The 26,397-nt window shown below is 50.1% G+C and carries 30 protein-coding genes, 1 tRNA gene and 1 other annotated feature; of the genes, 16 read left to right on the plus strand and 15 right to left on the minus strand.

What is annotated here, in order from left to right:
• Window positions 1-65: 65 nt before the first annotated feature.
• Complete coding sequence (locus LTAR_RS03665; protein ID WP_062420819.1) at window positions 66-827, minus strand: DeoR/GlpR family DNA-binding transcription regulator; 762 nt, start codon at window positions 825-827, stop codon at window positions 66-68.
• A 126-nt stretch (window positions 828-953) separates the two neighbouring features.
• Between LTAR_RS03665 and LTAR_RS03670 the strand changes: the two genes are divergently transcribed.
• On the plus strand, window positions 954-2,153 hold the full coding sequence (locus LTAR_RS03670; protein WP_062420820.1) for an MFS transporter: 1,200 nt from the start codon (window positions 954-956) through the stop codon (window positions 2,151-2,153).
• A gap of 45 nt (window positions 2,154-2,198) precedes the next feature.
• On the opposite strand, the gene LTAR_RS03675 is transcribed toward LTAR_RS03670, so the two are convergent.
• Complete coding sequence (locus LTAR_RS03675) at window positions 2,199-3,158, minus strand: aldo/keto reductase (protein ID WP_062420821.1); 960 nt, start codon at window positions 3,156-3,158, stop codon at window positions 2,199-2,201.
• A 12-nt stretch (window positions 3,159-3,170) separates the two neighbouring features.
• A complete protein-coding gene (kamA, locus tag LTAR_RS03680; protein ID WP_062420822.1) occupies window positions 3,171-4,514 on the minus strand; it encodes a lysine 2,3-aminomutase in 1,344 nt (447 codons plus the stop codon).
• 191 nt (window positions 4,515-4,705) lie between these two features.
• Here kamA and LTAR_RS03685 point away from each other — a divergent pair, with 191 nt between their 5' ends.
• The 12 genes from LTAR_RS03685 (at window position 4,706) to LTAR_RS03745 (ending at window position 16,883) form a co-directional block, all read left to right on the plus strand.
• Entirely contained in the window at window positions 4,706-5,332 is a 627-nt protein-coding gene (locus tag LTAR_RS03685) for a DUF47 domain-containing protein (protein ID WP_062420823.1), read from the plus strand.
• Window positions 5,325-6,356: an inorganic phosphate transporter gene (locus LTAR_RS03690; RefSeq protein WP_062420824.1), complete on the plus strand. Its 1,032-nt coding sequence runs from the start codon at window positions 5,325-5,327 to the stop codon at window positions 6,354-6,356. The genes LTAR_RS03685 and LTAR_RS03690 overlap by 8 nt, the downstream gene beginning before the upstream one ends.
• Window positions 6,357-6,592: 236 nt before the next feature.
• The gene (gene hisD, locus LTAR_RS03695; RefSeq protein WP_062420825.1) at window positions 6,593-7,933 is read left to right on the plus strand and encodes a histidinol dehydrogenase; all 1,341 of its coding nucleotides are present in this window, start codon (window positions 6,593-6,595) and stop codon (window positions 7,931-7,933) included.
• Between the two features lie 68 nt (window positions 7,934-8,001).
• Window positions 8,002-9,051 (plus strand): ABC transporter substrate-binding protein, encoded by a 1,050-nt coding sequence (locus tag LTAR_RS03700; RefSeq protein WP_081419782.1) that lies wholly within the window; start codon window positions 8,002-8,004, stop codon window positions 9,049-9,051.
• A gap of 4 nt (window positions 9,052-9,055) precedes the next feature.
• A complete protein-coding gene (locus LTAR_RS03705) occupies window positions 9,056-9,895 on the plus strand; it encodes an ABC transporter permease (RefSeq protein WP_081419786.1) in 840 nt (279 codons plus the stop codon).
• A gap of 5 nt (window positions 9,896-9,900) precedes the next feature.
• Window positions 9,901-10,710, plus strand: coding sequence for an ABC transporter ATP-binding protein (locus tag LTAR_RS03710; protein WP_062420826.1), 810 nt, complete (start codon window positions 9,901-9,903; stop codon window positions 10,708-10,710).
• A 247-nt stretch (window positions 10,711-10,957) separates the two neighbouring features.
• Window positions 10,958-11,992, plus strand: a complete 1,035-nt coding sequence (hrcA, locus tag LTAR_RS03720) for a heat-inducible transcriptional repressor HrcA (RefSeq protein ID WP_062420828.1) — start codon at window positions 10,958-10,960, stop codon at window positions 11,990-11,992.
• A 23-nt stretch (window positions 11,993-12,015) separates the two neighbouring features.
• Window positions 12,016-12,585, plus strand: a complete 570-nt coding sequence (locus LTAR_RS03725) for a nucleotide exchange factor GrpE (RefSeq protein ID WP_062420829.1) — start codon at window positions 12,016-12,018, stop codon at window positions 12,583-12,585.
• Window positions 12,586-12,594: 9 nt separating this feature from the next.
• Window positions 12,595-14,517 (plus strand): molecular chaperone DnaK, encoded by a 1,923-nt coding sequence (gene dnaK, locus LTAR_RS03730; RefSeq protein ID WP_062420830.1) that lies wholly within the window; start codon window positions 12,595-12,597, stop codon window positions 14,515-14,517.
• A 10-nt stretch (window positions 14,518-14,527) separates the two neighbouring features.
• Window positions 14,528-15,649 (plus strand): molecular chaperone DnaJ, encoded by a 1,122-nt coding sequence (dnaJ, locus tag LTAR_RS03735; protein ID WP_062420831.1) that lies wholly within the window; start codon window positions 14,528-14,530, stop codon window positions 15,647-15,649.
• Window positions 15,642-16,556 carry a 50S ribosomal protein L11 methyltransferase gene (gene prmA / locus LTAR_RS03740; protein ID WP_062420832.1) on the plus strand — a complete coding sequence of 305 codons (915 nt, stop codon included), beginning with the start codon at window positions 15,642-15,644 and terminating at the stop codon, window positions 16,554-16,556. Before dnaJ ends, prmA begins: the two co-directional genes overlap by 8 nt.
• A gap of 96 nt (window positions 16,557-16,652) precedes the next feature.
• On the plus strand, window positions 16,653-16,883 hold the full coding sequence (locus LTAR_RS03745; RefSeq protein ID WP_062420833.1) for a DUF2905 domain-containing protein: 231 nt from the start codon (window positions 16,653-16,655) through the stop codon (window positions 16,881-16,883).
• A 7-nt stretch (window positions 16,884-16,890) separates the two neighbouring features.
• Here LTAR_RS03745 and thrB read toward each other — a convergent pair whose 3' ends face one another.
• From thrB to LTAR_RS03760, 3 genes are all read right to left on the minus strand, one after another.
• Complete coding sequence (thrB, locus tag LTAR_RS03750; RefSeq protein WP_062420834.1) at window positions 16,891-17,811, minus strand: homoserine kinase; 921 nt, start codon at window positions 17,809-17,811, stop codon at window positions 16,891-16,893.
• Window positions 17,808-18,869, minus strand: coding sequence for a threonine synthase (thrC, locus tag LTAR_RS03755; RefSeq protein WP_062420835.1), 1,062 nt, complete (start codon window positions 18,867-18,869; stop codon window positions 17,808-17,810). The genes thrB and thrC overlap by 4 nt, the downstream gene beginning before the upstream one ends.
• A 69-nt stretch (window positions 18,870-18,938) precedes the next feature.
• Entirely contained in the window at window positions 18,939-19,349 is a 411-nt protein-coding gene (locus tag LTAR_RS03760) for an OsmC family protein (protein WP_062420836.1), read from the minus strand.
• Between the two features lie 118 nt (window positions 19,350-19,467).
• Here LTAR_RS03760 and sigZ point away from each other — a divergent pair, with 118 nt between their 5' ends.
• From sigZ to lexA, 3 genes are all read left to right on the plus strand, one after another.
• Window positions 19,468-20,052 (plus strand): RNA polymerase sigma factor SigZ, encoded by a 585-nt coding sequence (gene sigZ, locus LTAR_RS03765; protein WP_062420837.1) that lies wholly within the window; start codon window positions 19,468-19,470, stop codon window positions 20,050-20,052.
• A gap of 67 nt (window positions 20,053-20,119) precedes the next feature.
• Window positions 20,120-21,271 (plus strand): permease, encoded by a 1,152-nt coding sequence (locus tag LTAR_RS03770; protein ID WP_062420838.1) that lies wholly within the window; start codon window positions 20,120-20,122, stop codon window positions 21,269-21,271.
• A 392-nt stretch (window positions 21,272-21,663) separates the two neighbouring features.
• Window positions 21,664-22,398, plus strand: a complete 735-nt coding sequence (lexA, locus tag LTAR_RS03775; protein ID WP_062420839.1) for a transcriptional repressor LexA — start codon at window positions 21,664-21,666, stop codon at window positions 22,396-22,398.
• 67 nt (window positions 22,399-22,465) lie between these two features.
• Here lexA and rplL read toward each other — a convergent pair whose 3' ends face one another.
• From rplL to LTAR_RS16815, 9 genes are all read right to left on the minus strand, one after another.
• Window positions 22,466-22,846, minus strand: a complete 381-nt coding sequence (gene rplL, locus LTAR_RS03780) for a 50S ribosomal protein L7/L12 (protein WP_062420840.1) — start codon at window positions 22,844-22,846, stop codon at window positions 22,466-22,468.
• A gap of 40 nt (window positions 22,847-22,886) precedes the next feature.
• Complete coding sequence (gene rplJ, locus LTAR_RS03785; RefSeq protein WP_062420841.1) at window positions 22,887-23,417, minus strand: 50S ribosomal protein L10; 531 nt, start codon at window positions 23,415-23,417, stop codon at window positions 22,887-22,889.
• 19 nt (window positions 23,418-23,436) lie between these two features.
• Window positions 23,437-23,589, minus strand: a sequence feature (ribosomal protein L10 leader region).
• A 23-nt stretch (window positions 23,590-23,612) separates the two neighbouring features.
• The gene (rplA, locus tag LTAR_RS03790) at window positions 23,613-24,332 is read right to left on the minus strand and encodes a 50S ribosomal protein L1 (protein ID WP_062420842.1); all 720 of its coding nucleotides are present in this window, start codon (window positions 24,330-24,332) and stop codon (window positions 23,613-23,615) included.
• 52 nt (window positions 24,333-24,384) lie between these two features.
• On the minus strand, window positions 24,385-24,810 hold the full coding sequence (rplK, locus tag LTAR_RS03795; RefSeq protein ID WP_062420843.1) for a 50S ribosomal protein L11: 426 nt from the start codon (window positions 24,808-24,810) through the stop codon (window positions 24,385-24,387).
• A gap of 76 nt (window positions 24,811-24,886) precedes the next feature.
• Complete coding sequence (nusG, locus tag LTAR_RS03800; RefSeq protein ID WP_062420848.1) at window positions 24,887-25,447, minus strand: transcription termination/antitermination protein NusG; 561 nt, start codon at window positions 25,445-25,447, stop codon at window positions 24,887-24,889.
• A 148-nt stretch (window positions 25,448-25,595) separates the two neighbouring features.
• Window positions 25,596-25,808, minus strand: coding sequence for a preprotein translocase subunit SecE (secE, locus tag LTAR_RS03805; RefSeq protein WP_062420844.1), 213 nt, complete (start codon window positions 25,806-25,808; stop codon window positions 25,596-25,598).
• A gap of 72 nt (window positions 25,809-25,880) precedes the next feature.
• Window positions 25,881-25,953 (minus strand) — tRNA-Trp (locus tag LTAR_RS03810).
• Between the two features lie 53 nt (window positions 25,954-26,006).
• Window positions 26,007-26,177: a 50S ribosomal protein L33 gene (gene rpmG / locus LTAR_RS16810; protein ID WP_081419785.1), complete on the minus strand. Its 171-nt coding sequence runs from the start codon at window positions 26,175-26,177 to the stop codon at window positions 26,007-26,009.
• A gap of 44 nt (window positions 26,178-26,221) precedes the next feature.
• On the minus strand, window positions 26,222-26,397 hold a 176-nt coding region (locus LTAR_RS16815), incomplete at its 5' end, for an EF-Tu C-terminal domain-related protein (protein WP_500778615.1).

A 26,397-nucleotide genomic window follows, 5' to 3' on the forward strand; every position in this document is an offset into this window, starting at 1 on the left:
GAAGGATCACGCACTATCTTCGTGATACAAAAATCCACAGAGAGACAAGCCCTTTCATGCTCCGCTTATTTCTTCCCCTTCATGATTGTGATGCCCTTCGCGCTGTAAGGTTGCAGCATGTCATCCGAAGTGTCCGCTTCCGTGATGATATACGTCAGGTCAGAAATCGGTGCCACGGTATAGGGGGCACCGGTGCCCAGCTTATCCACCGTGACCAGGGCAGCCACTTCGGCTGAATTGGTCACCATAATACGTTTGACCAGCGATTCTTCGTAATCGGGGGTGCTCACACCCATTTCAGGGTGCAGGCTGCACACGCCCAGCATACACAGATCGGCATGTATATTGGAAAACGCCTCCACCGTCGCCGCGCCAATGGTGACAAGAGAGGGTGATAGGATATGTCCGCCCACCATCACAGTCTGAATATCAGGGTAATCCGCCAGCACTACAGCGATGGGCGGGCTGTTGGTCACTACGGTGGCATGCAGACCTATGGGCAGCCGTCGGGCAATCTCCAGCGTGGTGGTACCGCCATCCAGAATGATCACCTGCCGGTTTTGAACCAGTGAGACTGCCGCCCGCGCAATGTCCATCTTGGCATCACTGCTCATGAATTGGCGTTCTTTATAACTGGCACCCGCCGGCGAGCGCAGCAATGCACCGCCATGCACCCGCTGGATGAGACCGGCATCAGCCAGATCGCGCAGATCGCGCCGAATGGTATCTTCCGACACGTTGATGGCTGCAGACAGATCAACGGCTACGATTTTTCCTTCGTGCCTCAATTTTTCCATAATAATTTGCTGTCGTTCTTCTTTAAGCATATTTTCTCCAGACATTTTGCGTTTATATGCGGTTTTCTTCTTGACAATGCGTTTATATGCATGTATTATCTTATTTAACAATCTTAAAGTCAAGCGGGTTTTTCCACCCGTTTATGAAAGAGAAAAATGAGAACTCCTACCAGTACCATTATTCTATCCTGCATCGTTTTTATCGCTCTGGGTATCCTTACAGCTTCCATCGGACCAATTCTGCCTGATCTGGCCTCCAATACAGGTTCTGCCCTTGAAGCCGTTGGTGCCATTTTTACGGCCATTTTTCTGGGGGCTTTCCTGGCTCAGATCGGCGCCGGAACTCTGACGGACAAACTGGGGCCGCGTCCGGTACTCATCGTTGGAATGCTCATTGTCAGTGCCGGTATGCTGGGAGTCACATTCAGCCGGTCACTGCCGGTGATGCTGGCCAGCGGACTGCTCGCCGGTCTCGGTCATGGCGCGGTGGATATCTGCGTGAATGTGCTGGTGGCCAAAGTCTTCAAAGACCGCAGTGTGGCCGCCGTCAATCTGGTCAATTTCTTTTTTGGTGTTGGCGCTGTGGCCGGTCCGGCCATGGCCAGTTACACCATCAAACAATGGAACACTGGAATTCCGGTGATCTGGATCGGTGTGGGTATGGTTTTGCTATCCATACCCTTCATTGCTCTGTTCCTGCTTTCCCCCATCAACAAGCCAGTTAAAGTCACCCATGAAGCCGGCAGACCGTTCTATCTTTCCCCGCTGCTCTGGATCGCCGGAGTGATCCTCTTCATCTATGTAGGCGCTGAAAACAGCATGGGCGGTTGGACTGCCACCTACATGCAGAAGACCACCGCCCTGTCGGCTGATAAAGCTGCCCTGGTCGTCTCAGGCTTCTGGATGGCTCTGACAGCCGGCCGTCTGGTCGGGGCCATACTGGGGACACGCTGGACGTCAAACCGACTGCTGTTTGTCAGCCTGGCAGGCGCCGTTCTGGGTGGATTGCTGCTGGCCGTGAGCACCGGTGGATTGACGGCCTCGATCATCGCCGTGCTGCTTGTCGGATTCTTTTTTGGACCGATTTACCCGACCACATTCACCATCAGCGCTTCTCTGTTTAGCGATTCATCCGGTAAAGCAGCCGGGCTGATCGTCGCCCTGGCCAGCCTGGGCGGCATGGCACTGCCTCCGCTGCAGGGTGTTGTGATAACCCGATTCGGAACTTCGTTGAGTGTCTGGTTGATCGCCGTTTACACGATAGGTATGATTCTCGCCAACATCACCCGCAGTTTCATGATTCACAGGCAAAATTCCAGCCAGCCCATTCTATCGCAGCCGGATCCTGCAAAATAGAAAAACAGGCCGTCCTTCAAATTCCGGGCGGCCTGTTTTTTTTACTCATTCCTGGATTTCACCCAGGATCTGATCAATTCGATCCAGTATCACATCATTGAGATTATCCACCATTTCTGGGGCACTCAAGTTTTCGTCCAACTGCTCCAGATGGGTGGCTCCTGTAACCACAGAACTGACATCTTTTCGCCGCAATATCCAGGCCAGAGAAAGCTGGGCGGTTGTCATGCCATTTTCCTGGGCCAGGCTGGTCAACTGGCGGATCTTGCCAATCGTCTCCGGGGTTATATGTTCACGTATCCAGGCCATATCGTCCAATGAAGCCCGTGAACCAGAAGGGATACCGTCATTGTATTTCCCGGTAAGGATTCCAAAATATAACGGGCTGTAGGTGGTCAGGCCCAGGCCGACGTCTTTGCAAAGGGGAGCCAGTTCCCATTCCACACGTTTGCGGTGGAACATGTTGTACTGCGGCTGTTCCATTGAGGGAGGTATCAGGTTGTATTGCCGTGCTGTTCCTATGGCCTGCGCCACCTGGCTGGGTTCCCACTCTGAAGTCCCCCAGTACAGCACTTTTCCCCGATGAACCAGGTCATCCATGGTTCGCACCACTTCCTCCACGGGTGTATCAGGATCATACCGGTGACAGAAATACAGGTCCACATAGTCGGTTCCCAACCGTTTAAGGGAGGCATCGATTGATTCGGTGATATGTTTGCGAGAAAGACCGCGTCCATTTGGACCATCAAACGTTGGCCAAAAAACTTTGGAGGAAATGACCAGTGTTTCCCTGGCCAGACCTTTGATCGCTTTCCCCATCACGATTTCCGCCTGCCCATTGGCGTAAACATCGGCATTGTCAAAGTAATTCACGCCCTGATTATAGGCAGTGTGCAGAAGTTCAATAGCGGTATCTTCTTTGATCTGGGCTCCAAACGTAATCCAGGAGCCGAGCGAAATTTCACTCACCTTTAATCCAGTATGACCGAGCCTGCGATAATGCATGTTGTCTCTCCCTTAATCGTGCTCTTCGTTGCCTGACCCAATACCCAAAGGTTTCCATTTGTCTGAATCAGCCCTCAGGCGGTGTTGACCTCCGCCTCGGTTGTGAAGCAGGTCAAATCCTTCCGGTTTGATAAACATTTCATCTCCATCCAATAAAGCGCTGACTCCTTGCTGGCCGGGTTCAATCCGTTTTGACTGGCAAAATCGGCAGGTTTTCGGATCGTGCGGTTTGTAATCTACAGGTTCCTCATAGGTGGTGATGTAGCCCTCATAATTGCGCAGGACAATTTTATGGTCAGACATGCTGACCATGTAATTCGGTCCCACCGGTATTTTCCCGCCCCCGCCGGGAGCATCCACCACATAGGTGGGAACGGCGAACCCGGATGTATGCCCTCGCAGGGCCTCCAGAATTTCAAATCCCTTGGCCACCGGTGTCCTGAAATGCCCGGCTCCCTCTACCAGATCACATTGGTAGAGGTAATACGGCCGGACACGGATGCGCACAAGGTCTTGCACCAGCTTCCGCTGGATATGCGGACAATCATTCACACCTGCCAGTAAAACAGACTGATTACCCAGAGGAATACCCGCACGTGTCAGACGGTCACAGGCAGCCGCCAGTTCGGCTGAAATTTCGTTGGGGTGGTTAACATGGATGTTCATCCATAACGGATGAAATCTCTGTAGCATATCTGTCAATTCCGGTGTAACCCGCTGGGGCATGAACACTGGAACACGGCTACCAATACGGATGATTTCAATATGCGGAATTTCACGCAGCTTTGTCAACAATTCCTCAAGCACTTTCGGCGCAAGCGTCAAAGGATCGCCGCCTGAAAGCAGCACATCCCTGATCTGCGGCGTGTGCCGCAGGTAGTCCAATTGAAGCTCAAAGTCTGCCCGCGAAAAATTCTCGCCGGGGTCCCCAACGATTCTGGAGCGAGTGCAATATCGGCAATAGGAAGCACATTGCGTTGTTACCAGCATCAGGGCGCGATCCGGATAGCGGTGAACCAACCCGGGCACAGGTGAATGACGGTCTTCTGAAAGGGAGTCTTCCATCATCCCCGTGAAAGGTTGTATTTCACCGGCTGTGGGGATAACCTGTTTGCGGATCGGGTCTTCCGGATCAGCCGGGTTTATCAAAGAGACAAAATACGGAGTGATATCGACCCGAAATAGATGAGAGGCTGTAAGGGCTTTCTTTTCACTTTCTGTCAGTGGAAAGATCTTCTCAAAATCTTCGGCTGAATTGAGCCGGTGACTTAACTGCCAGTGCCAGTCATTCCATTTTTCATCCGGAATATCTGCGAAGAACGGTGCCCTGCGGGAAGGAAATGGTTCAGGTGACATGCGGATTTTCCTTTTCTGTTGACCAATCAGTCTAGTGCAATTATATGAATAATCAAGGGTGGGTCAAACAATTGGTACAGGTTTGGTCAAGAATCAGTTCGTTAATATTACTTAACACACTGTTAATAAATGGTTAATATTGACTATAATGCCATTTCTGGAAATATCCCAACAGCAGACCGGAGGTCGTTTTGAATTTCACATTTTTACCTGCGGAAGTAAAGTTTTATGAGTATCTGCAACAGGCCAGTGAAATTCTGCTGGAAGGGGCCACACAATTGCAATTCATGCTTGACCACATGGATCAGGCGGAAGAGCTGGCACTAAAAATCTCGGAAATAGAACACAAAGGGGACCAGGTGGTACATGATGTAACCAACCTGTTGCCGCGTACTTTGATTACCCCCATCGACCCTGATGATATCCAACGGTTGGTTAACACCGTTGACGATGCCCTGGATTCTGTCAACGCCACCGCTCAGCGTTTGCTGGTTTATAAGGTTAAGAAACCCACTTCCACTGCCCAGACTCTGGCCCGCCTGATCGTGGAATGCGCCAAAGAATTGACCTGCGCTTTAAAAATTATGGGCGATAAAAAAAGTTATACCAAAGTCCGCGAGCATATTGTCAAGATCAATACGCTGGAAAATGAAGGTGATATTGCTTATTATGCCGGCATGAAGGATCTTGTAGCGGATAAGGATGAAATCTTCAATTTCATCCGTTGGAAAGAAATTTACGAGCTGTTAGAAGGTACAGCTGATCAAATTGAAGATACCGGCGACGTCATCCAAAAAGTGATCATTGCGAATGCTTGATCCCAACCTGATCCTGATCATAATCATCATTGTTCTGGCGCTGGGATTCGATTTTGTCAACGGGTTCCATGATGCGGCCAATTCCATAGCCACAGTTGTCTCCACGCGAGTTTTGACACCCCTTCAGGGAGTAGTATGGGCGGCCGTCTTTAATTTTATTGCCGCCTTTACGTTTGGTACAGCCGTAGCAAAAACCATGGGGTCCGGGATGATTGATGTACATCAGGTGGATAACTATGTGATCTTTGCCGGCCTGCTCGGGGCTGTCATCTGGGATCTGATCACCTGGCAAATCGGACTTCCGACCAGCTCATCGCATGCTCTGATTGGTGGTTATGCCGGTGCAGCCATCTTAAAAGCCGGATGGGGTGTCCTGGTGCCCGGCGGCTGGATCAAAACCTGTGCATTCATTATCATTGCCCCTCTGTTGGGTTGGATACTTGGTACCATCAACATGACTGCCCTGTTCTGGATTTTTCGGAAAAAGAATCCATCAGATGTCGACCACTTATTCCGAAAAGGCCAATTGCTCTCCGCCGGTATCTACAGCCTGGGTCACGGCACAAATGATGCCCAGAAGACCATGGGAATTATCGCCGGGGTCCTGTTCACTGTACCGCAATACCGGCACCTTGTAGCCGATGCTGCCGGAAACCTGACCATTCCTTTCTGGATCGTGATGATGGCACATGCCGCCATCGCCCTGGGGACCCTGTCTGGCGGCTGGCGAATTGTCCACACCGTGGGCAGCAAAATTACTAAACTTAAACCCATCGGTGGGTTTGCGGCAGAAACCGCCGGGGCATTCACCCTGTTCATGTCATCCATTCTCGGGATACCGGTTTCCACCACACACACCATCACCGGAGCCATCGTGGGTGTTGGTGCCGTGCGCGGCAAACGGGCTGTCCGATGGTCAGTAGCCGGAAAAATTGTATGGGCGTGGATATTTACAATCCCGGCAGCGGCCATCTTCGCCATGATCGCCTATGAAGCCATTTTGATGGTTACATCATTCTTTTAAACCGGTAAACAGATATCAAACAAGGCTCCTGAGTGTTTGACATCCTGTTATCCATGTGATATCATCCGTCCCATTATGAAACCTGTGTTGTTCGCCCATCTTCATCATCATCGATTATTCACCCTCGATACTTTCCGGCGGGCGCACTAGCGCATACCTGTGACACAGTCTTATCCAAATCCAACCTGCCCCCGGAAAACCGGGGGCTTTTTCATTATCTTTCCCGGAGAATCACCATGTTCCCTATTTATGATGTCGAAACCGCTCAAAAAACAATCCTCAAACGATCCCCGCTCGATGAAATGCCCATTCCTCAACAGGTATTGGATCGGTTGAAGAATACCTTCGGCCGTGAAATTTCTCCGGCCGAAGCCGTTCGTGAAATAATCCGGGATATACGCACCAACGGGAATTCTGCTGTCCGCCGGTGGACTCAAACCCTTGATCAGGTAAACCTTGCGGATTTTCGCATACCATCCGCCAAGATTCAGAATGCCCTTAACTCGCTCGATCCTGCCCTGCGCCAAGCCCTTGAAACATCGGCCAGCCGGATCGAGCAGTTTTATCAAAAGCAGCCAGCCATCTCCTGGCTTGACCAGTCAATGGGCGGTTCACTCGGGCAAATGCTGCGCCCTATGGAACGGGTAGGCATCTATGTTCCCGGCGGTACCGCTCCCTTGCCCTCCACCGTTTTAATGACGGCCATCCCGGCCAGAGTGGCAGGTGTCAAACAGGTCGTCATGGTTACCCCGCCCGGGCGAGGCACTGGCGAGGTAAACCCGGTCATACTGGCTGCGGCGGCTATTGCCGATGTGGATGAAGTTTATGCCGTAGGCGGTGCCCAGGCGATTGCAGCGCTGGCGTATGGAACAGAAACCATCACCCGGGTTGACAAAATTGTCGGCCCCGGGAACCTTTTTGTTACGCTGGCCAAACAGCAGGTCTTCGGAACCGTGGGGATTGACGGTCTGGCCGGACCAACAGAGACCATTGTCATTGCCGATGAAACCACCCGCCCCGATTGGGCTGCCGCTGATCTGCTGGCGCAGGCCGAACATGATGTCATGGCAGCGGCTATCCTGCTGACTCCTTCAAAGAAGGTAGCGCAGGCTGTTCAAAAGGAAATGGCCGCCTGGCTCGAAGGGAAAGACGACGTTAACCTTACCCGCACGGAAATTTTCAATATTTCGCTTCGAAACCGCAGCGGTGCGGTGATCACCCGCGATATCGCCGAAGCCGTGGAACTTTCCAACCAGTATGGACCGGAACACTTGAATCTGGCTGTAAAAGATCCCTGGAACTGGGTGGAAAAGGTCACCTGCAGCGGCGGTGTGTTTATTGGTGAAACATCCTGCGAAGTGATGGGAGACTATATGGCCGGACCCAGCCATGTGATGCCCACCGGCGGCTCCGCCAGGTTTGCCTCACCCCTGAACGTCTGGGACTTCCTGCGGATCATCAGCGTTATTGGATTGAATCCGTCTGCCGCAGCCGATCTCGGTTGTCAGGCTGATATCCTCGCACGGGCAGAGGGATTGGATGCCCATGCCCTGGCCGGACGCTTACGGTCTGCCTGATTAGTACTAATGTAATTCGAAGAGCTTGTTCTCGTCTGAAACCATTTTGAAATCTCATTGGAGGAGAAATGAAAAAACGTTTATCCAGCTTTATTCTTGTTCTTTTATCGGGTATCCTTCTCACCGCCTGCGCCGCTCCCGCCCCCACCAGTGCTCCGGAATCTGTCACGGCTGCACCTGCTTCAGCCGAATCATCTGCTACTCAGGCTGCCCCCGCAGCGGAAACTTCCAAAGAACTGGTCAAAGTTCGCATTGGCACCCAGCCGTGGATCGGATACGGCCCCTGGTGGATCGCCAAAGAAAAAGGACTTTTTGCTAAATACGGACTGGATGCCGAGTTGACGGATTTTGTAGAAGACAAAGAAGTCAATGCAGCCTTCGCCAGCGGCAACATGGAAGCGGCTAATCTGGCCACCCACACTGCCATCAAATTGTTCAGCGCAGGGGTTGACCTGAAACTCGTTTTACTCGAAGATGTCTCCACCACGGCTGATGCCATCCTCTCTGGCGAAGATATAACGTCCATTGCTGATCTTAAAGGCAAACAGGTGGCATACGAAGAAGGTACTACCAGTGACCTGTTGCTGAACTATGCCCTGATGCAGAATAAGATGACCCTGGCCGATATCACCCCGGTTCCCATGCCTGCCAGCGACGCCGGTACCGCCCTGATGAGCGGCAAAGTACCGGCTGCCGTGACCTATGAACCATATATCTCCGAAGCATTAAAAGCAAATACCAAACTGAAAACCCTTTACAAGGCAGAAGAACGTCCTGGTTTGATCTCTGACGTTCTGGTGATTAGCGGCAAATTCGCCAAAGAAAATCCCGAAACGGCAAAGGCTCTCCTTAAAGTTTGGGGAGAAGCACTCGATTTCTATAACAAAGATACCTCCGCCGGACAGGAAATTATTGCAAAAGCCGTGGGCAGCAGCACAGAAGACCTGAAAACCGCCTTTGACGGTGTCAAATTCTACGATCTGGCCCAGAATCAGTCTGACCTTTCTGGCAGCTTTACAAACACGATTAAAGATGTAGCTGAAGTCTCCAAGAGTATCGGCCTGTTTGAAGAGATTCCCGCTCTCGACAAACTGGTGGATGCTTCCTTCCTTAAATAACCTCATGGCGTCACATTTATCCATCGAATCGTCCAATCAGGGGCCGCACCGAAAAGTGCGGCTCCTGGAGCTTCGTGCTGATATTCCGGCCGGTCTTTATTTTGTTGCCGGAGCTTCCTTTATCGGGGCTTTTATTCTGATCTGGTTGATCCTTACCGCTTTGGAACTGGTTCTCCCCATGTTTCTCCCCGGCCCAAAATCTGTCTGGCTGGAATTCGTCCGACAAATACGAGAAGGCATTCTGCTTCAAGATACCGGCGCCAGCCTGTACCGCATCACTCTCGGATGGCTGGTCTCCACCCTGCTGGCGCTGCCCATCGGGATCCTGATGGGAAACTTCCGCTTTTTTGAAGGCTTGTTTGAACCCTTCATTGATCTGGTGCGCTACATGCCAGCCGTGGCCTTCGTCCCATTGACCATCCTGTGGACCGGTGTCGGAGATGGACAGAAAATTCTCATCCTCTTTATCGGCACCTTCTTTCAGGAAGTCCTGATGATTATGGACAATGTGAAAGGCGTGCCTCGTGAGATGATCGAGGTCAGTTCCACGTTTGGATTGTCTCGTTGGGAAATCCTGTATCATGTGATCCTGCGCTATGCCTTGCCCGGCATCTGGGATACCTTCCGAATTACCCTCGGGTGGGCCTGGACATATCTGGTCGTGGCAGAGCTGGTGGCGGCCAATGTCGGCCTTGGGTACCGCATCATGCGGGCGCAGCGGTTCCTCCAGACCGAATCCATCATCCTGGGAATCTTAATCATCGGGCTTTTAGGCTTGTTCACTGACATGGCTTTTAAAGCTGCCTATAAGCGGATGTTTCGCTGGATGGATCGGAAAGGATAGTTGCCATGACAGAACCGATGCTTGAAATGAAGAATATCTGGGTGAAGTTCACTCCGGCTCACCGGCCAGAGGTTGTGGCGGTAGAAGATGCATCCATCACTGTGCAGGAAAACGAGTTTGTCTCCCTGATTGGGCCCTCTGGATGTGGTAAATCCACATTATTACGAGCTGCCGCCGGACTGGAACAACCATCCAGCGGCATTATAAAAGTGCAGGGACAGACCGTTGACCGTCCTGGTGCCGACCGGGGAATGGTATTTCAAGCCTATACCCTGTTCCCCTGGCTGACAGTGAAAGAAAACATCCAGTTTGCCCTGAAGAAAACCGCATTAACATCAGCCGAGAAAGAAGACCGGGTGCAACAATATATCCGTCTGATCGGCCTCGAGGGGTTTGAAAACTCCTTCCCCAATCAGCTTTCCGGAGGAATGCGCCAGCGTGTGGCTATTGCCCGTGCGCTGGTTTACCGACCAAAAATTCTGTTGATGGATGAGCCCTTTGGTGCGCTGGATGCCCAAACCCGCCTGCTGATGCAGGAATTGTTGCTGGAAGTCTGGGAAAAACAGCGCAGCACTGTCCTTTTCGTAACCCACGATGTAGAAGAAGCCATTCTGCTTTCTGACCGTATACTGGTGATGACCACGTTGCCCGGCAAAATCAAGTCAGAAATCAATATAGACATTCCCCGTCCACGCAGGCTGGTCGAAATGGAAACCAGTATTCCATTTGCCGCCTATAAAAAACAATTGCTTGAGCTCGTGCGTGAAGAAGCCCGCAAATCATTTGGATACCAGGTCAGCTCAGGAGTTGCATAGGCATTAAGATTTTTTAACGGCGAATTTCGGCATTAAGGACTCTACATACCGCATTCCTTCAATTCCAATGAATTGGAGGAATGTTTTTTTCTGACCAGATACGCCATGTTCTATTTTTTCAAGATGTAAATGTTTTATAAGAAGTTGTATTATCAGACAGCCATTGCTTGACGCTCGAAAACCGGCATGGTATGATTCTTCCATAGAAATTAGCACTCTCCTTGATAGAGTGCTAATTTACAGAAATATGGAAAGTTTATCTGATCGCCAGAAAATGCTTCTCACCCTCGTGATCCACGAGTACACCCGAACGGCTGTGCCGGTCGGGTCTCAATCGTTGGTGGAGCATTACCATCTTGATCTCAGTTCAGCCACCGTACGAAATGAACTGGCAGCACTGACAGAAATGGGCTATTTACGCCAGCCGCATACCTCTGCCGGCCGGTCCCCTACGGAAGATGGATACCGGTATTTCGTGAGTCAGCTCTTACAGCAGACAGATCTACCGGCAGAGACACGCCGTACGATCAGTCATCAGTTTTATCAGATGCGTAATGACTCTGATCAGTGGATGCGGTTGGCAGCCTCTGTTTTGGCAAACCAGTCGCGCGCAGTATCACTGGTCACCGCACCTCGACCTGAAAATGCCGTCCTGAAACACCTTGAATTGATTTCAACCCGCGGTCGACAAATCTTAATGATTATGGTTATGGCCGGCGGGGAAGTTCATCAAAAATTTTTCTCCATGAACGAGGTGTATTCCCAGGAGCAGCTTTCTACAACGGCAGCCGCCATCACCCAGGCAGCGCAGGGATTACGTATGGAAGACATCGTCACAATTCGCCCCTATTTGGACGAAACTTCACAGATCATTCTAAACTCGATCATTCCAGAGTTGACTCAAACCACCCAGCCGGCATTGAGTGAAGTATATATGGATGGGATGACAAATGTGCTGGCTGAACCAGAATTCTCTGGATCAGAAGAAGCCCGACGTGCTTTTCGGCTCCTGGAAGAACGTTCTATGCTCGATGACCTGCTCTCACGATCCGTTGTGGGCAGCGCTGTTGGCGGAGTGCATGTCATTATTGGTGGTGAGGGTGCCTGGGAAGAACTTCGCCAGTGCTCCATCGTGCTGGCACGGTACGGTTTACCCGGGCAAATCACCGGAACCCTGGGCGTTTTAGGCCCCATCCGCATGTCTTATGGACGGTCAATTTCGGCCGTACGGTTTTTATCCGGTTTATTGAGTGAACTTGTCAGCACAGGTCTGGCAGATTAAAACCCACTCTGAAGAGGTAATTTATGACAGAAGAGCATAAAAAACGAGAATCGAGACACTCCGCAGACGTCCAGATTTCAAACTCGGAAACAAAAAAAACTTCCACTGAAAAACAGGAAGTTACCCAATCGAGAGAAGAGCTACTAGCCGAATTGGAAAAAGTCCGCAGCCAGTCAAAAGAGTATTTTGAAGGCTGGCAGCGGGAACGGGCTGATTTTGCCAATTATAAGAAACGCATTGAACGCGACCAGGTGCAGATGTCTCAAACATTGAATGGGACAATTATTAAAAAATACCTGGTTGTCCTGGATGATATGGAACGTGCACTGAAGAACCGTCCGGTTGAACCTGAAGGTGCCAAATGGGCGGAAGGCATTGAATTGATCTACCGGAAACTACAAACCATTCTTGATAATGAAAATGTGAAACGCATTCCGGCCGAAGCAGCTGAATTTGACCCCACAATTCATGAAGCCATTTCGCATGAAGAGAGTCCTGACCATGAAAGCGGTCAGGTCATCGAAGTCTTGCAGCAGGGCTATATGATCGGGGATCGTGTACTGCGCCCGGCGCTGGTACGAGTCGCAAAATAGGAGGAACTCATGGGAAAAATCATTGGTATCGATCTTGGAACAACCAACTCGGTAGCAGCGGTCATGGTTGGCGGCGAACCGGTTGTCATCCCTTCGGCAGAAGGCGAACGGTTGGTTCCATCTGTTGTAGCGGTTAATAAAAATCATGAACGTCTGGTGGGACGTGTTGCCCGCAACCAGTCTATTGTTAATCCGGAGAACACCATATTCTCCATCAAACGTTTTATGGGACGTAAATTTGACGATCCCGAAGTTCAACGGACTCTCAGCCGTGTACCATATAAAGTGACAAAAGCCCCCAATGGAGATGTCCGCGTAGTGTTGGATGGAAAGGAATACTCCCCACCCGAAGTCTCTGCCATGATCCTGGCGAAATTAAAAACCGATGCCGAAGCCTATCTGAGTGAAACCATCACCCAGGCGGTTATCACGGTTCCGGCGTATTTCAATGACGCCCAGCGCAACGCCACCAAGGATGCCGGAAAAATCGCCGGTCTCGAAGTGTTACGCATCATCAACGAACCGACCGCTTCCTCTCTGGCTTACGGTCTTGATAAGAAGAAAAACGAAGTCATCGCAGTGTATGACCTTGGCGGTGGAACCTTCGATATCTCCATTCTGGATGTCGGTGAAGGCGTGTTCCAGGTACGTTCCACCAGCGGCGATACCTTCCTGGGCGGCGATGATTTTGATCAGCGGATTATGGACTTTTTGATCGATGAATTCAAACGCGAAAATGGCATTGACCTGCATGCTGACCGCCAGGCATTACAACGCCTGAAGGAAGCCTCTGAAAAAGCCAAAATCGAGCTTTCCACCATGATGCAGACTGAAATCAACCTGCCATATATCACCGCTGATGCCTCCGGCCCGAAGCACCTGCTGATCACCCTGACCCGTTCCAAACTCGAGCAGTTAACGGGCGATCTGGTTACCCGTTCGTTGGATCCTGTCCGCCGCGCTCTTTCAGATGCCAATTTGAAACCTGGTGATATCAACGAAGTCATCCTCGTCGGTGGCATGACCCGTATGCCAGCCGTACAAGAAGCTGTACGCAAAGAGTTTAACAAAGACCCCCACAAGGGTGTCAATCCCGATGAAGTAGTGGCTGTTGGTGCCGCCATCCAGGCTGGTGTTCTGGGCGGTGAGGTTAAGGATATTCTGCTTCTTGATGTCACTCCTTTGAGCCTGTCAGTTGAGACGCTTGGCGGTGTGGCTACACCGATTATCGAACGTAACTCCACCATTCCAACCCGCAAGAGCCAGATTTTCTCCACAGCCGCAGACGGACAAACGCAGGTTGAAATCCACATTCTGCAGGGTGAGCGTCCTCTGGCCGTAGATAATAAATCTCTCGGCCGCTTTATCCTTGATGGCATTCCCGCTGCCCCACGTGGTATCCCCCAGATTGAAGTGACCTTTGATATTGATGCCAATGGTATCCTCAAAGTCACTGCATTAGATAAAGCCTCCAACCGCAGCCAGCACATCACCATCACCGCTTCTTCCGGCTTAAGTGAAGCAGAAGTAGAAAAGATGCGCCGTGAAGCTGAAGCCAATGCAGAAGCCGATACCAAACGCAAAGAACTAATTGAAGTCCGCAACCATGCAGATAACATGATCTACACGGCTGAAAAGACATTGAAAGATTTCGCCGATAAGATCCCCGCGGACATGAAATCCAAGACCGAAGACGGTATTAAGAAAGTTAAAGATGTGATGAACTCCGATGATCCGGCAGTCATTAAAAAAGCTACAGAAGACCTCGGTTCAGTGATCCAAAGCCTGGGCGCCAGTTTCTATCAACAGCCCGGTGCCGGTCCTGCTGCAGCTGGTCCATCTGCCGGAACAGGGCCTGAATCCACACAGGGTCCTTCCGGTTCCGGCCCGGTCGAAGGTGATGTGGTTGACGGAGAGTTCAAGAACGTATAGTTAATTATTTATGGCACAACGAGATTACTACGAAGTTTTAGGTATTCCAAGAACGGCGACAGCGGACGAAATCAAGTCCGCTTTTCGCCGTTTGGCCCGCGAATACCACCCGGATGTCAACAAATCGCCGGACGCCGAAGAAAAATTCAAGGAACTTAATGAAGCCTATGCGGTTCTTTCTGATACCGAAAAACGAGCGGCCTTTGATCGTTACGGTTTTGCCGGTGTCAACAACATGGGTGGTATGCCCGATTTTACAAATGTCGGGTTTGAGGAAATCTTTGAAGAGTTCTTTGGCTTCGGCGGACTGGGTGGCAGTCAGCGGCGTAAACGCAATGCCCCTCGCCGCGGTGCAGACCTGAGTTACACCCTGCAACTGACGTTTGAAGAGGCATTTTCAGGCGCCAGCAAAGAAGTGGAAATCACCCGCGATGAGGCCTGCTCTGTCTGTAAAGGCACAGGAGCAGAACCCGGAACCACTCCCATCAAATGCACCACCTGCGGCGGCCGTGGAGAGGTACGGCAAATGCGGCAAACCTTCATCGGTTCGATGGTTCAGGTCACCACCTGCCCCACCTGTAACGGCGCCGGTGAGGTGATCAACACGCCCTGCCATGCCTGTAAAGGTCATGGATTTGAGCGTAAAAAATCCAAGAAAGTGGTGAATATCCCCGGTGGTGTGGATAACGGTACACAAATCCGTCTGGCTGGAGAAGGCCAACCCGGAGCTTTCGGCGGTCCGAATGGCAATCTGTATTTTGAAATTCAGGTTAAACCCCATCAATTTTTCCGCCGTAAAGGGGACGATATCTACCTCGATTACAGTATCAATGTCGCCCAGGCAACCCTGGGGTATGAAGCCGAAGTTCCCGTAATTGATGGAAAGGCCAAGTTAAACATTCCAGCCGGTACTCAACCGGGAAAAGTGTTTACCATCAAAGGTAAAGGAATGCCCCGCCTGCGCGGCATGGGTCGAGGAGACCAACATGTGGTGATGATGGTGGAAATTCCTACAAAATTGAATGTGGAACAACGGAAAGCATTTGAAGAGCTCAACCGGGTGTTGGGGAATGAGGCCAAACCAACCGAACGGAACTTTCTTGATTATTTAAAGGAGGTCTTAGGTGGCTGATCCCCGCTGGTTGGAAGTATCACTCACCGGTGATGGTGAGATCGTTGAAGCAGTCAGTGAAGTAATGGGACGGTATGTCTCAGGTGGCGTGGTAACAGAATCTGGCGTTGAATACAATGATGCCGAAGACGAAGGCACACCGGTTGGACCGGTCCGAATCTACGGGTTTATGGCCGTTGATGAAAACCTGGAAACTACCCGCCGCAATCTGGAAGAAGCATTATGGCACCTCGGGCAGATTCACCCTCTTCCACCGTTGGAATTTCGATATATCAAAGATGAAAACTGGATGGCCGCCTGGAAGGAACACTACAAGCCCATTCCCATCGGTAAGAAACTTCTGGTGCTGCCTGCCTGGTTACAGAATTCCTTTCCTGACAGGATTGCTGTTCGGATAGATCCAAGCATGGCATTCGGTACCGGTACGCACCCCACAACCCGTCTATGCATGCAGGCACTTGAGACCTACCTTGAACCAGGTCAAACTGTGATTGACGTGGGCTGCGGTTCCGGTATCCTTTCCATTGCAGCCGCTTTGCTGGGTTCAGGGGATATCCTGGCCGTTGATATTGATAATGCCGCTGTTATTTCAACGAAAGAGAATGCCTCGGCCAATGGCGTATTGGACAAAATTGAAACCGGCATTGGCTCTGTCAAAGAGATTAAAACCGGTATGTTTTCACGGAAACGGGCTCCAATGGTAGTTGCCAATATTTTGGCGCCTGTCATCATCCGGTTGTTCGAAGCCGGTCTGGCTGATCTTGTGGCTCCTGAAGGGACTATAATTCTGTCAGGCATACTGGCAGAACAGGCTTCTTCTGTTGAGGCAGCGGCAATCTCAAAAGGGTTGAAACCGATCGAAAAATTGCAAATTGATGACTGGGTTGCCCAGATTTTTAAGAAATAAGGAAGTGAAAAGACGGCTTTTTTCCTCAAAGCCGTCTTTTTTTGTTTTGCCTTTAGATAAACTATAATCACTCACAGGTGATCGTATAATTCAGACATGTTTGATTTTATGCAAGTTGGTCGTTGGATTATTTTCGCCGGTATCGGCCTGATCGTCACCGGGGGGTTGATCTATTTGTGGGGGAAATTTGGCGGTCTATCCCAGTTACCGGGAACATTGCGCTTTGAAGGTCAGGGATTTACCTGCGTTTTTCCTCTGCTGGCTTCCATTGTGCTCAGCATCATCCTTACCATTGTGCTCAACGTATTGGCCCGATTGTTGAAATAATAGATTTTTACAGACGGGTGACCTGGGCTCCGCGATTGATCATTTCCAGATGATATATTCGACAGGTTAACCCATTGTTGGCAAAACATTGACTCATAGCATTGGCCGTCTCTTCAGGATTAACCGGCATAAAGGCAATTACGCTCGGTCCGGCACCGGATAGGGCCGAAGCAGCCCCCAATGCATTCGCTTTCTGTATGGCGTCTGCCGAACCTGGGATCAGGGGTAACCGGTATGGTTGGTGCAATTTATCCACAAGTCCGTCACGCAAAAGATCAACATCGCCAGTGCGTAAACCTTCGAGAATGGCAGGAATGCGTGAAATATTGGAAACGGCATCAGCCATTGGTACATTTTGAGGAAGAGCTTTCCGGGCAGCATGTGTCGAAAGGTTCACCGTCGGTAAGACTACCACGGCATTCTCCGGCTCGATATCATAAAGCAAGGTTTTATACCGGTCACCGGTTTTCCTGACGGCTACCAGCCCGCCGAAGATGGCCGCAGCCACATTATCGGCATGACCTTCCAATTCACCCGAGAATTGCAGCCACGTGTCTTTATTCTCATATTCCGGATTTAACGTTGTGGCAGCAATCACACCGATCAATACAGCAGTCGCGCTGGATCCCATTCCAGAGCCCATGGGGATATGGTTTTCGCAATCAAACCGAACACCGGCTGGGGCCTGTATTCCCAGTTTTTCGAGGGTAAAAAGGAATGATTTGATAATCAGGTTGTCTGCATCCTCCGGAAGAATACCCTCTCCTTCACCATTGACATGAACATGATACCCTTTCCCTGAAAAATCAACAGTCGCCTGATTCCACAGGTTAAAGGCAACAGCCAGACAATCAAATCCGGCACCCAGGTTGGCACTTGTAGCAGGTACACGTATTTGAATCTGCATGGAATCGGAGTCGTTTCTCATTTTGCCGACCCCATGATGGCTTCTTCCAATGCATCCGATTTTGCCGGAATCAACCGGGGAGCCGGCATGCTGGAGGCAATAATATCAGGGTCTTTCATGCCATGACCGGTGCATACAATAGTGATGCGTTTCCCACTGGCATCAAACCGGCCAGCATTGATTTCATGAATCAATCCAGCCAGACCTGCAGCGGAAGCGAGTTCCACCCATATGCCGCTGGCTGCCAGTTTGCGTTGTGCCGCGAGAATTTCATCATCAGATACGGCAATAATGCGTCCTTTGGATTCTTCAGCCGCCTCAATAGCCTGTTCCCCACGCGCCGGTTTACCGATGCGGATTGCGGTAGCTACGGTTTCAGGGTGTTCCACCGGATGGCCAAGCACCAAGGGTGCCGCTCCTTCTGCCTGAACTCCCAGAATATGCGGCCGCGGGATGCCTTTTAATTCATAATATTCCTTAAAACCCATCCAATAGGCTGAAATATTACCGGCATTTCCCACCGGCAGACATAACCAGTCGGGTGAAAAACCAAGTTCATCACAAATCTCAAATGCAGCCGTTTTTTGACCTTCTAACCGGTACGGATTTAATGAATTGACCAGGGCAATAGGTGTGCGATTTGATATTTCCACCACCAGACTGAGGGCATCATCAAAAGAGCCGTCAATCTGGTACACATCGGCTCCGTAGGCTACAGCTCCAGCCAGTTTGCCGGCAGCCACTTTCCCTTTTGGGATTAATACGATAGCCCGCAAGCCGCTACGGGCGGCATATGCCGCTGCAGAAGCAGCCGTATTCCCTGTAGAGGCGCAGATCACAGCTTTGGCTCCGCGTCCAACCGCTTCACTTATGGCAACTGTCATACCACGGTCTTTGAATGAACCGGTGGGATTAAGACCTTCAAATTTCACCCACGCCTTACAGCCTTTCCCAAGTTCCTCCGCTATTCGGGGTATGGGAATCAACGGAGTGCTGCCTTCCAGAAGAGTCACAGTCTGAGTGTGGTCCGGGATATTTAATAAGGGACGATACCGATCGATGACACCTTGGACAGCCATTTGAGTCTCCTGGAAATAAAAATTCCGGAGGGAATAACCCTCCGGAATTGAATTATAAACCCAACCGGGTCAAGCTTCCGGTAAAATTTCAAACGAGGTGGTAATTTCCGCTACGCCACTGATGGTAGATGCGACAGAACAATATTTTGTGTGAGAGAGTTCAATAGCCTGGGCGATATCCTTTTCCTGGATTCCTTTGCCTTTTACCCGGTAGAGCATATGAATCTTCCGATATGTCCACGGCGGATCAGCATCCTGTTCTCCGGTGACGGATACTTCCAACAGCTCCAGCGGTTGGCGTTTCTTGGTCATGATTTCCACCACATCCACCGAACTGCAGGAGGCTACTGAAACCAACAGCAATTCTGACGGTTTCATTCCGACACCCTCTTCGGATGTGGACAGAACCACCGAATGATTGGAGGAATCAATGCCCACAAACCGCTTACCACCAATCCATTTGACCTGTGCAGAACTCATACCTATACCTCCAAATAAAAGTTTACAGTTCTCCTGTGTGTAAACCTGTGGAAAACTAGAGTCTCTTTGAGTATAGCATGCCGGTTCGTTCTTCCGGTTTCCCCGTATAATAGCCTGCATGCAAATCGGATGTAAAGCCTGCAATGAAGAGACTCTGCAAACCCTGTGGGAGGTACTTCACGACCGTCTGTATCGGTTTATCCTCAGCCGGGTGGATAACCCGGATGATGCTCAGGACATTTTGCAATCTGTTTTCTTCAAGATTCACACCAGCCTGGATACAGTCCGAGAATTGGACCGAATTGAAAGCTGGGTATTCCAGATCACCCGCAATTGTATTAAAGACTACTACCGTCAGCCGGGTAAAACCACCCTGGATGAAAACATCCCGGTCTTTGATGAGTATGCCAGCCTCGATCCTACACTTCAGGTGGCGGAATATGTGCACGAAGTTGTGAACTCACTTCCTGTCATCTATCGTGAAGCCATTGATCTTATTGATTACCAGGGGTTGAGCCAACAGGAAGCCGCCCACCGATTGGGTATATCCATATCTGGAATGAAATCGCGTGTGCAACGGGGACGGAGTATGGTTCGCGAGATTATGATGGCTTGCTGCCATTTTGAATTCGATGCGCGTGGGATTGTTATGGAATACTATGATCCCTGCTGCATATGTGAAAATCAGTCGTCAAAAACGTAAAAATTTGCGTCCATTTCTGATTCAGTGCGTCTATGAAGTAGATACACAAACAACAAGGAGAAACAAAATGGACGCACTAACAATATTGATCACCGAATCCGCCGGTAAAGTGTGGACCTCGCTTACCCATAATTGGCCGTACCTGCTTATCAGCGTATTGGTCGCAGCCGCCCTGAAATTATTCACCAATCCAGATAAGATCACCAACTTTCTGACCCGATACAAGAATGCCGGTGTATTAAGTGCCACTGCAGCCGCCGTGGGAACACCTTTATGTTCCTGTGGTACAACTGCCGTGGTACTGGGGATGATGGCCAGCATGATTCCCTGGGCGCCTATTGTGGCATTCATGGTATCATCGCCTCTTTCGTCACCCGAAGGGATCATCTACAGCGCCGGCCTGTTCGGCTGGCCGTTCGCGATCTACTATTTCATCATGTCGATCATCCTCGGGTTGGCTGGCGGGGCCGCCGCGGATTTCTTTGAACGGCGCGGCTGGCTAAAGAATCAAAATCGCATGAATACATTTAGACCGGCAGCAAAGAATGCCCCCTCATCCAACCAGGCGGATGGGAATACCACGATATTCCGATCGCCCGAATTAGCTTTCGCGGAAACACCCACCTGTGGATGCGGTTCATCAAATTCCGAGGTCATAATTGACCGAGCTCGCTTCGCTGCGTCAACGGATGCGGTCTCATGCTCTTGCAGTGCATCAAAACTGGATGCAGCTGAGGATGCCATTCAGCCAGATACTACCTGTGGATGTGGAAATTCCGACAAACAATCGGTCAAAGAACCTGTAACCCTTAAACATTTTTTTATGGAAGTATTCGCGGCATCCAAACAACTGCTGATCATGTTCCTCGGGTTTGCCTTCATCGGCTTTTTTCTGAATGGTCTGATTCCCGAAGCATGGATCAATGTATTGTTTGGGTCGGGGAATTTATACAGCGTGCCCCTCGCGGCCACCATCGGTATCCCCTTTTACATCAACAGCGAAGGGTCGCTGCCATTGGTTAGCTCGTTGATTCAAGGTGGGATGAACCCCGGTGCAGCCATGGCCTTTTTAATCACCGGCGCAGGAACATCACTGGGCGCGGTCACCGGCATGTTGACCATTGCCCGCTGGCGTGTTGTCGCCCTGGTGGTTGGCACGCTGTGGGTTGGTGCCATCATTGCTGGTTTTGGTTTCAATATCCTTATGACAATTCAATAGTAATCACCAATAGTCTTTTCGGGATTTATGGCAATATCTAAAAGATTTTCCAATTTGAGAGGAAACAGAACTCAACAATTACCTGCAACATGTAATGAAAAATTAGGTTTGAAAAAAGAAGCTGTATCAAAAGTATCTCATTACCTTTTGATACAGCTTCTTGTGTAATCCTGTTTATGAAAATCAACGATTAATCAGATGTTGCATCTATTCTTCGTCGGTTTATTTTTACCTAAGTGAGAGATGAAAAAGCTGATTTTAATTTCCATGCCAGCGTTTTTGGTCTACATAGGAATCTTATAATTATTATTTAGCACATATTTCCTACTTGACAGTTGAACGGTTGTTCTGGTATAGTATTTCTATACGGATTTATATAGGAGGAATGTACTATGCCAAGAAAGACAGTGGGTCTCAGCGATCGACATAGAAAGATCATGGAATTCTTGACAACCTTTGTGGAGCAGAATAGCTATTCTCCTTCCATCCGTCAAATTGGTGAAAGTATTGGTGTCAAGTCTACCTCACTGGTGGATTATTATCTGAATTATCTTGAGCAGGAAGGTTACATCGCTCGTGATGGGCGTGTTTCTCGCAGTATTCGCGTTTTTAAACCGGTTTATCCCGAATCTGGAGGTCCGTCTCTTAATCCAGAAATTCTTCACGGTCAAAGTGCTGCCGGAGCCATGAGTGATATTTTACGCATCCCGATCTTTGGCCGTATTGTGGCGAGTGCTCCCTTACCTATGCCACCTTCAGATATGGCTTACTTTGATCCCGAGTCCTCCGTCGAGATCGCCCGCAGTCTGCTCCCGCCGAAAGAAAAGATCAACGAGTTGTTTGCGCTCGAAGTTGACGGTGATTCCATGATTGACGCCATGGTAAACGACGGCGATATCGTGGTGATGAAACATGCGCAAGATGCCATCAATGGCGATATGGTGGCTGTCTGGCTGGATGATGAAAACTCAACCACTCTGAAATATTTCTATAAAGAAAACAATCGAATCCGGCTGCAACCGGCCAACCCGAACATGAAACCGATCATGGTGGATAATCCATCTGCCCTGCGCATTATGGGTAAAGTGGTGATGGTCATTCGACAGGTCAAATCAGTAGCGGTTTAATATCAAAATCAAAATAAAAAAAGAGGGCTCTCTTTCGAGAGCCCTCTTCTGTATTGTTGATCAGCCCTTAGGCTAATTCGACCACACCACCGGCGGCTTCGAGTTTGCTCTTGGCATCGGCGGCAACCTGTTTGGAAACAGCGGTAAGAACTTTGGAACCGGCTGTTTCGGCCATGGTTTTGGCTTCGACCAGACCCAGGGAGGTCAGGGTGCGGATGACTTTGATGACTTCGATCTTCTTGGGGCCGGCGTCTTTCAGCACGACATCGAATTCAGTCTTTTCTTCGGCAGCTTCGGCAGCAGCAACAGGAGCAGCACCGGCAGCAGCGACAGCAACAGGAGCGGCGGCGGAAACGCCCCATTTTTCTTCGAGGGCTTTCACCAACTCAGCGGCTTCCAAAACAGAAAGGGCGCTCAGTTCATCAACAAGTTTAGCTAAATCAGCCATTGTAAAATCTCCTTACAGATTATTGTTTAAAAATATTGACTCAGGCTGCCTGTGTAGCGCCCTTATCAGAATATGCTTTGACAACCGATGCCATCGAACGGGCCGGTTCTGCCAGTGTACGCACGAGTTTGGAGGCGGGAGCCTGCAAGACACCCAGCAGGGTGGCGCGCATAACTGGAAGCGGCGGAAGTTCGGCCAGGGCTTTCACCTGTTCAACACTCAATAATTGCTTATCGAGATAACCACCGCGCATTTTGAACACATCAGAGTTTTTCGATGCTTCTGCGAAAACTTTAGCCAATCCGGGGGCGTCGTTATACGCAAAACCTACCAGCAATGTACCTTCTGCCTTTTTAACATCTTTGTATCCGGCATTGGTCATTGCCAGCTGCATCAGGGTATTTTTGACAATATGAGCCTCGCTGCCGGTTTCACGCACTTTGGTGCGGAATGCATCGATGTCTTTCATCGTCATCTTGTTGTATTCCAACATGAATACAGCCTGGCTTTTACCCAACCAGTTTTCGTAATCAGATAACATTTTGGATTTATGTTCTTTTGAGAATGCCAATGAATGTCACCTCCTTTCGTCTCAGAATAAAAAAGTCTTTACCGTATAGTGCTCCGGTAAAGACATTCAATTCAAATAGACAGATTTCTCTGGCTTGTGAATGTCTCCACCTCGGCCGGATATTAAGCCGCCAAGCGGCACCAACTTTCTGCGGTGAAGAAATATTCGATCTACAATAGGGTATTATACCCCGTTTTACTCCGCAACTGACATGGATTGTGCCTGGTTGGGATCAACCTTAATTCCAGGGCCCATGGTAGATGTCAGGGTAATATGTTTGATATAGGTTCCTTTGGCCGCTGCCGGTTTTGCTTTTTTGACAGCTTCCATAAAAGCAGCCAGGTTTTCCACCAGTTTTTCTTTTGTGAAAGAGATTTTACCAAGGGGAACATGGATGTTGGCTGTTTTATCAAGGCGGAATTCTACACGGCCGGCTTTGGCTTCCTGAATGACTCGAGGAAGGTCATCTGGGGAGACAACAGTACCAGCTTTAGGATTCGGCATCAAACCGCGGGGACCCAGAACACGGCCGAGACGTCCGGCTTTGCCCATCATATCGGGGGTGGCGATGGCTACATCGAATTCGGTCCAACCGCCGGCAATTTTGTTGATCCATTCGTCAGAATCAGCGATTACATCAGCGCCGCCTTCTGTTGCTTTGGCAACGCCTTCGCCCTGAGCGAAGACCAGAACGCGGACAGTTTTTCCCAGGCCGTTCGGGAGCACAACAACGTCACGCACCATCTGGTCAGCCTGGCGGGGGTCAAGCCCCATGCGCAGATGAATTTCCATCGTTCCATCGAAAGTAGTTATACTGGTCTCTTTTACCAGAGCAACCGCTTCTTCAGGAGAATAGAATTTCGCGCTATCTACTTTTTGCTTTGCAGCATTATATTTCTTACCATGTTTGGCCATTATTTCTCCTTTGTGGTGCTAACGGGCAGCGAAACCACCCTCCCACAAAAACTTAGTCAACAATATTCAAGCCCATATTGCGGGCGGTGCCTTCGATCTGTTTCATGGCAGCATCAATATCGTTGGCGTTCATATCTTTGAATTTCAGTTCGGCGATTTCCCGAATCTGAGCCCGGGTGACTTTTCCAACTTTTTCGCGGTTGGGTACACCGGATCCCTTTTCAATACCGGCAGCTTTGCGTAGCAAAACACCGGCAGGAGGGGTTTTCAGAACGAAAGAAAACGAACCATCTGTATAGATGGTGATTTCTGCAGGAATGATTTCGCCAGCCTTTGTGGATGTGCGGGCATTGTATTCCTTGCAGAATGCCATGATGTTGATCCCATGACCGGCCAGAGCAGGGCCAATGGGGGGCGCCGGATTTGCTTTTCCAGCAGCGATCTGAAGACGGACTATTGCTTTTAATTTCTTTGCCACAGTTACACTCCTTTGTGGTTATAACGGGTGATAAAGGGGAGACACCCTCCCACACGATCAGGTCTATTTGACCTGTTTATGCCTTTTCTACCTGGAGAAAATCCAGTTCGACCGGTGTTTCACGACCAAAGAAATTGACCATAACTCGTACTTTGTTGCGGTTTTGATCAATTTCAGAGACAGAACCGCGGAAATCATTGAAGGGGCCGTCCACAATGCGTACACGTTCACCAATCTTGAACGTAACCTTGATATGAGGAGCTTCGGCTTCCATACGGCGCAGAATCTGACTGACTTCTTCCGGGCGCAGGGCTGTCGGCTGGTTTCCCATCCCAACGAAACCTGTCACACCGGGGGTATTTCGCACCACATACCATGATTCTTCCGTCAGGATCATATTGACAAGCACATAGCCGGGAAAAACATGACGTTCTACAGTCCGGCGTTTCCCGTCTTTGACTTCGATCTCTTCCTGAGTCGGAATTACGACATCGAAGATTTTTTCCTTCATGTCCATGGTTTCAATACGCTGTTCCAGGTTATGACGAACTTTGTTCTCGTAACCGGAATAGCAATGAATGACGTACCAATTACGGGTATCACTGGGCGTGATCTGCCCGCTCTCCTCGTCAATCATCGATGACGAAACGGGGGATTCCGCCGGGCGCGAGGGCTTTTCCACTGGTTCCGGTGCGGGGACATCAATATCCTCGCGGTCGTCCCGTTCAAACTCGTCTTGAAATTCCATTCAATCTCCTAAAACCGGGCTTACGTCCGGCAATCAATCAGGCAAGGATCAGCGTGATCAGGCTGGAAAAAACAAAATCCAGTATGCCCAATAAAACGCTCATGGCGACCATTACAGCCACAACAATCTTTGTCAGCCGCCATGCCTCCTGACGTGTTGGCCAGGAAACTTTGCGCAGCTCGCCCGTGGTTTCACGATACCAGCGCTGAAATGCATTGGGCTGCTTTACTTTCTCAATTTTATCGGCCACGCGTCATCACTCCTCGGTTCAGTATCTTTCGTAACAAAGCGCCGTCCTGTGGACGGCGCCTGCCACATCAGGCAGGCCAGGTAGGAATCGAACCCACAACCCCCGCTTTTGGAGAGCGGTGCTCTGCCAATTGAGCCACTGGCCTATGCAGTCTGCCGGACGCGCATCTTTTATGCGTCCGGCTTTTCTGCTATTTTACTACTTTGTCTCGCGGTGTAGTGTGTGTTTTCGGCAGCGAGCGCAGTATTTCTTGATTTCCATCCGGTTCGGATCGTTTCGGCGGTTCTTCTCCGACGTATAGTTCCGTTCCTTGCATTCCGTGCAGGCGAAGGTGATAACCGGTCGGATGTCTTTCTTTTTAGTAGCCATGATTATACCCCGGCCTGATCTTCAGGCCGTATTCCTTTCAATTCCTACGCAAGAATCTTGGTAATGACACCCGCGCCAACGGTCAGACCGCCTTCGCGAATGGCGAATTTTGAACCCTGTTCCAACGCAACCGGAATGATCAGTTCCACTTCCATGTTCACGTTGTCTCCCGGCATAACCATTTCAACACCTTCCGGCAGTTTGATGTTACCGGTTACAT

The organism is Leptolinea tardivitalis (genome assembly GCF_001050275.1).
Taxonomy (GTDB): Bacteria; Chloroflexota; Anaerolineae; order Anaerolineales; family Anaerolineaceae; genus Leptolinea; species Leptolinea tardivitalis.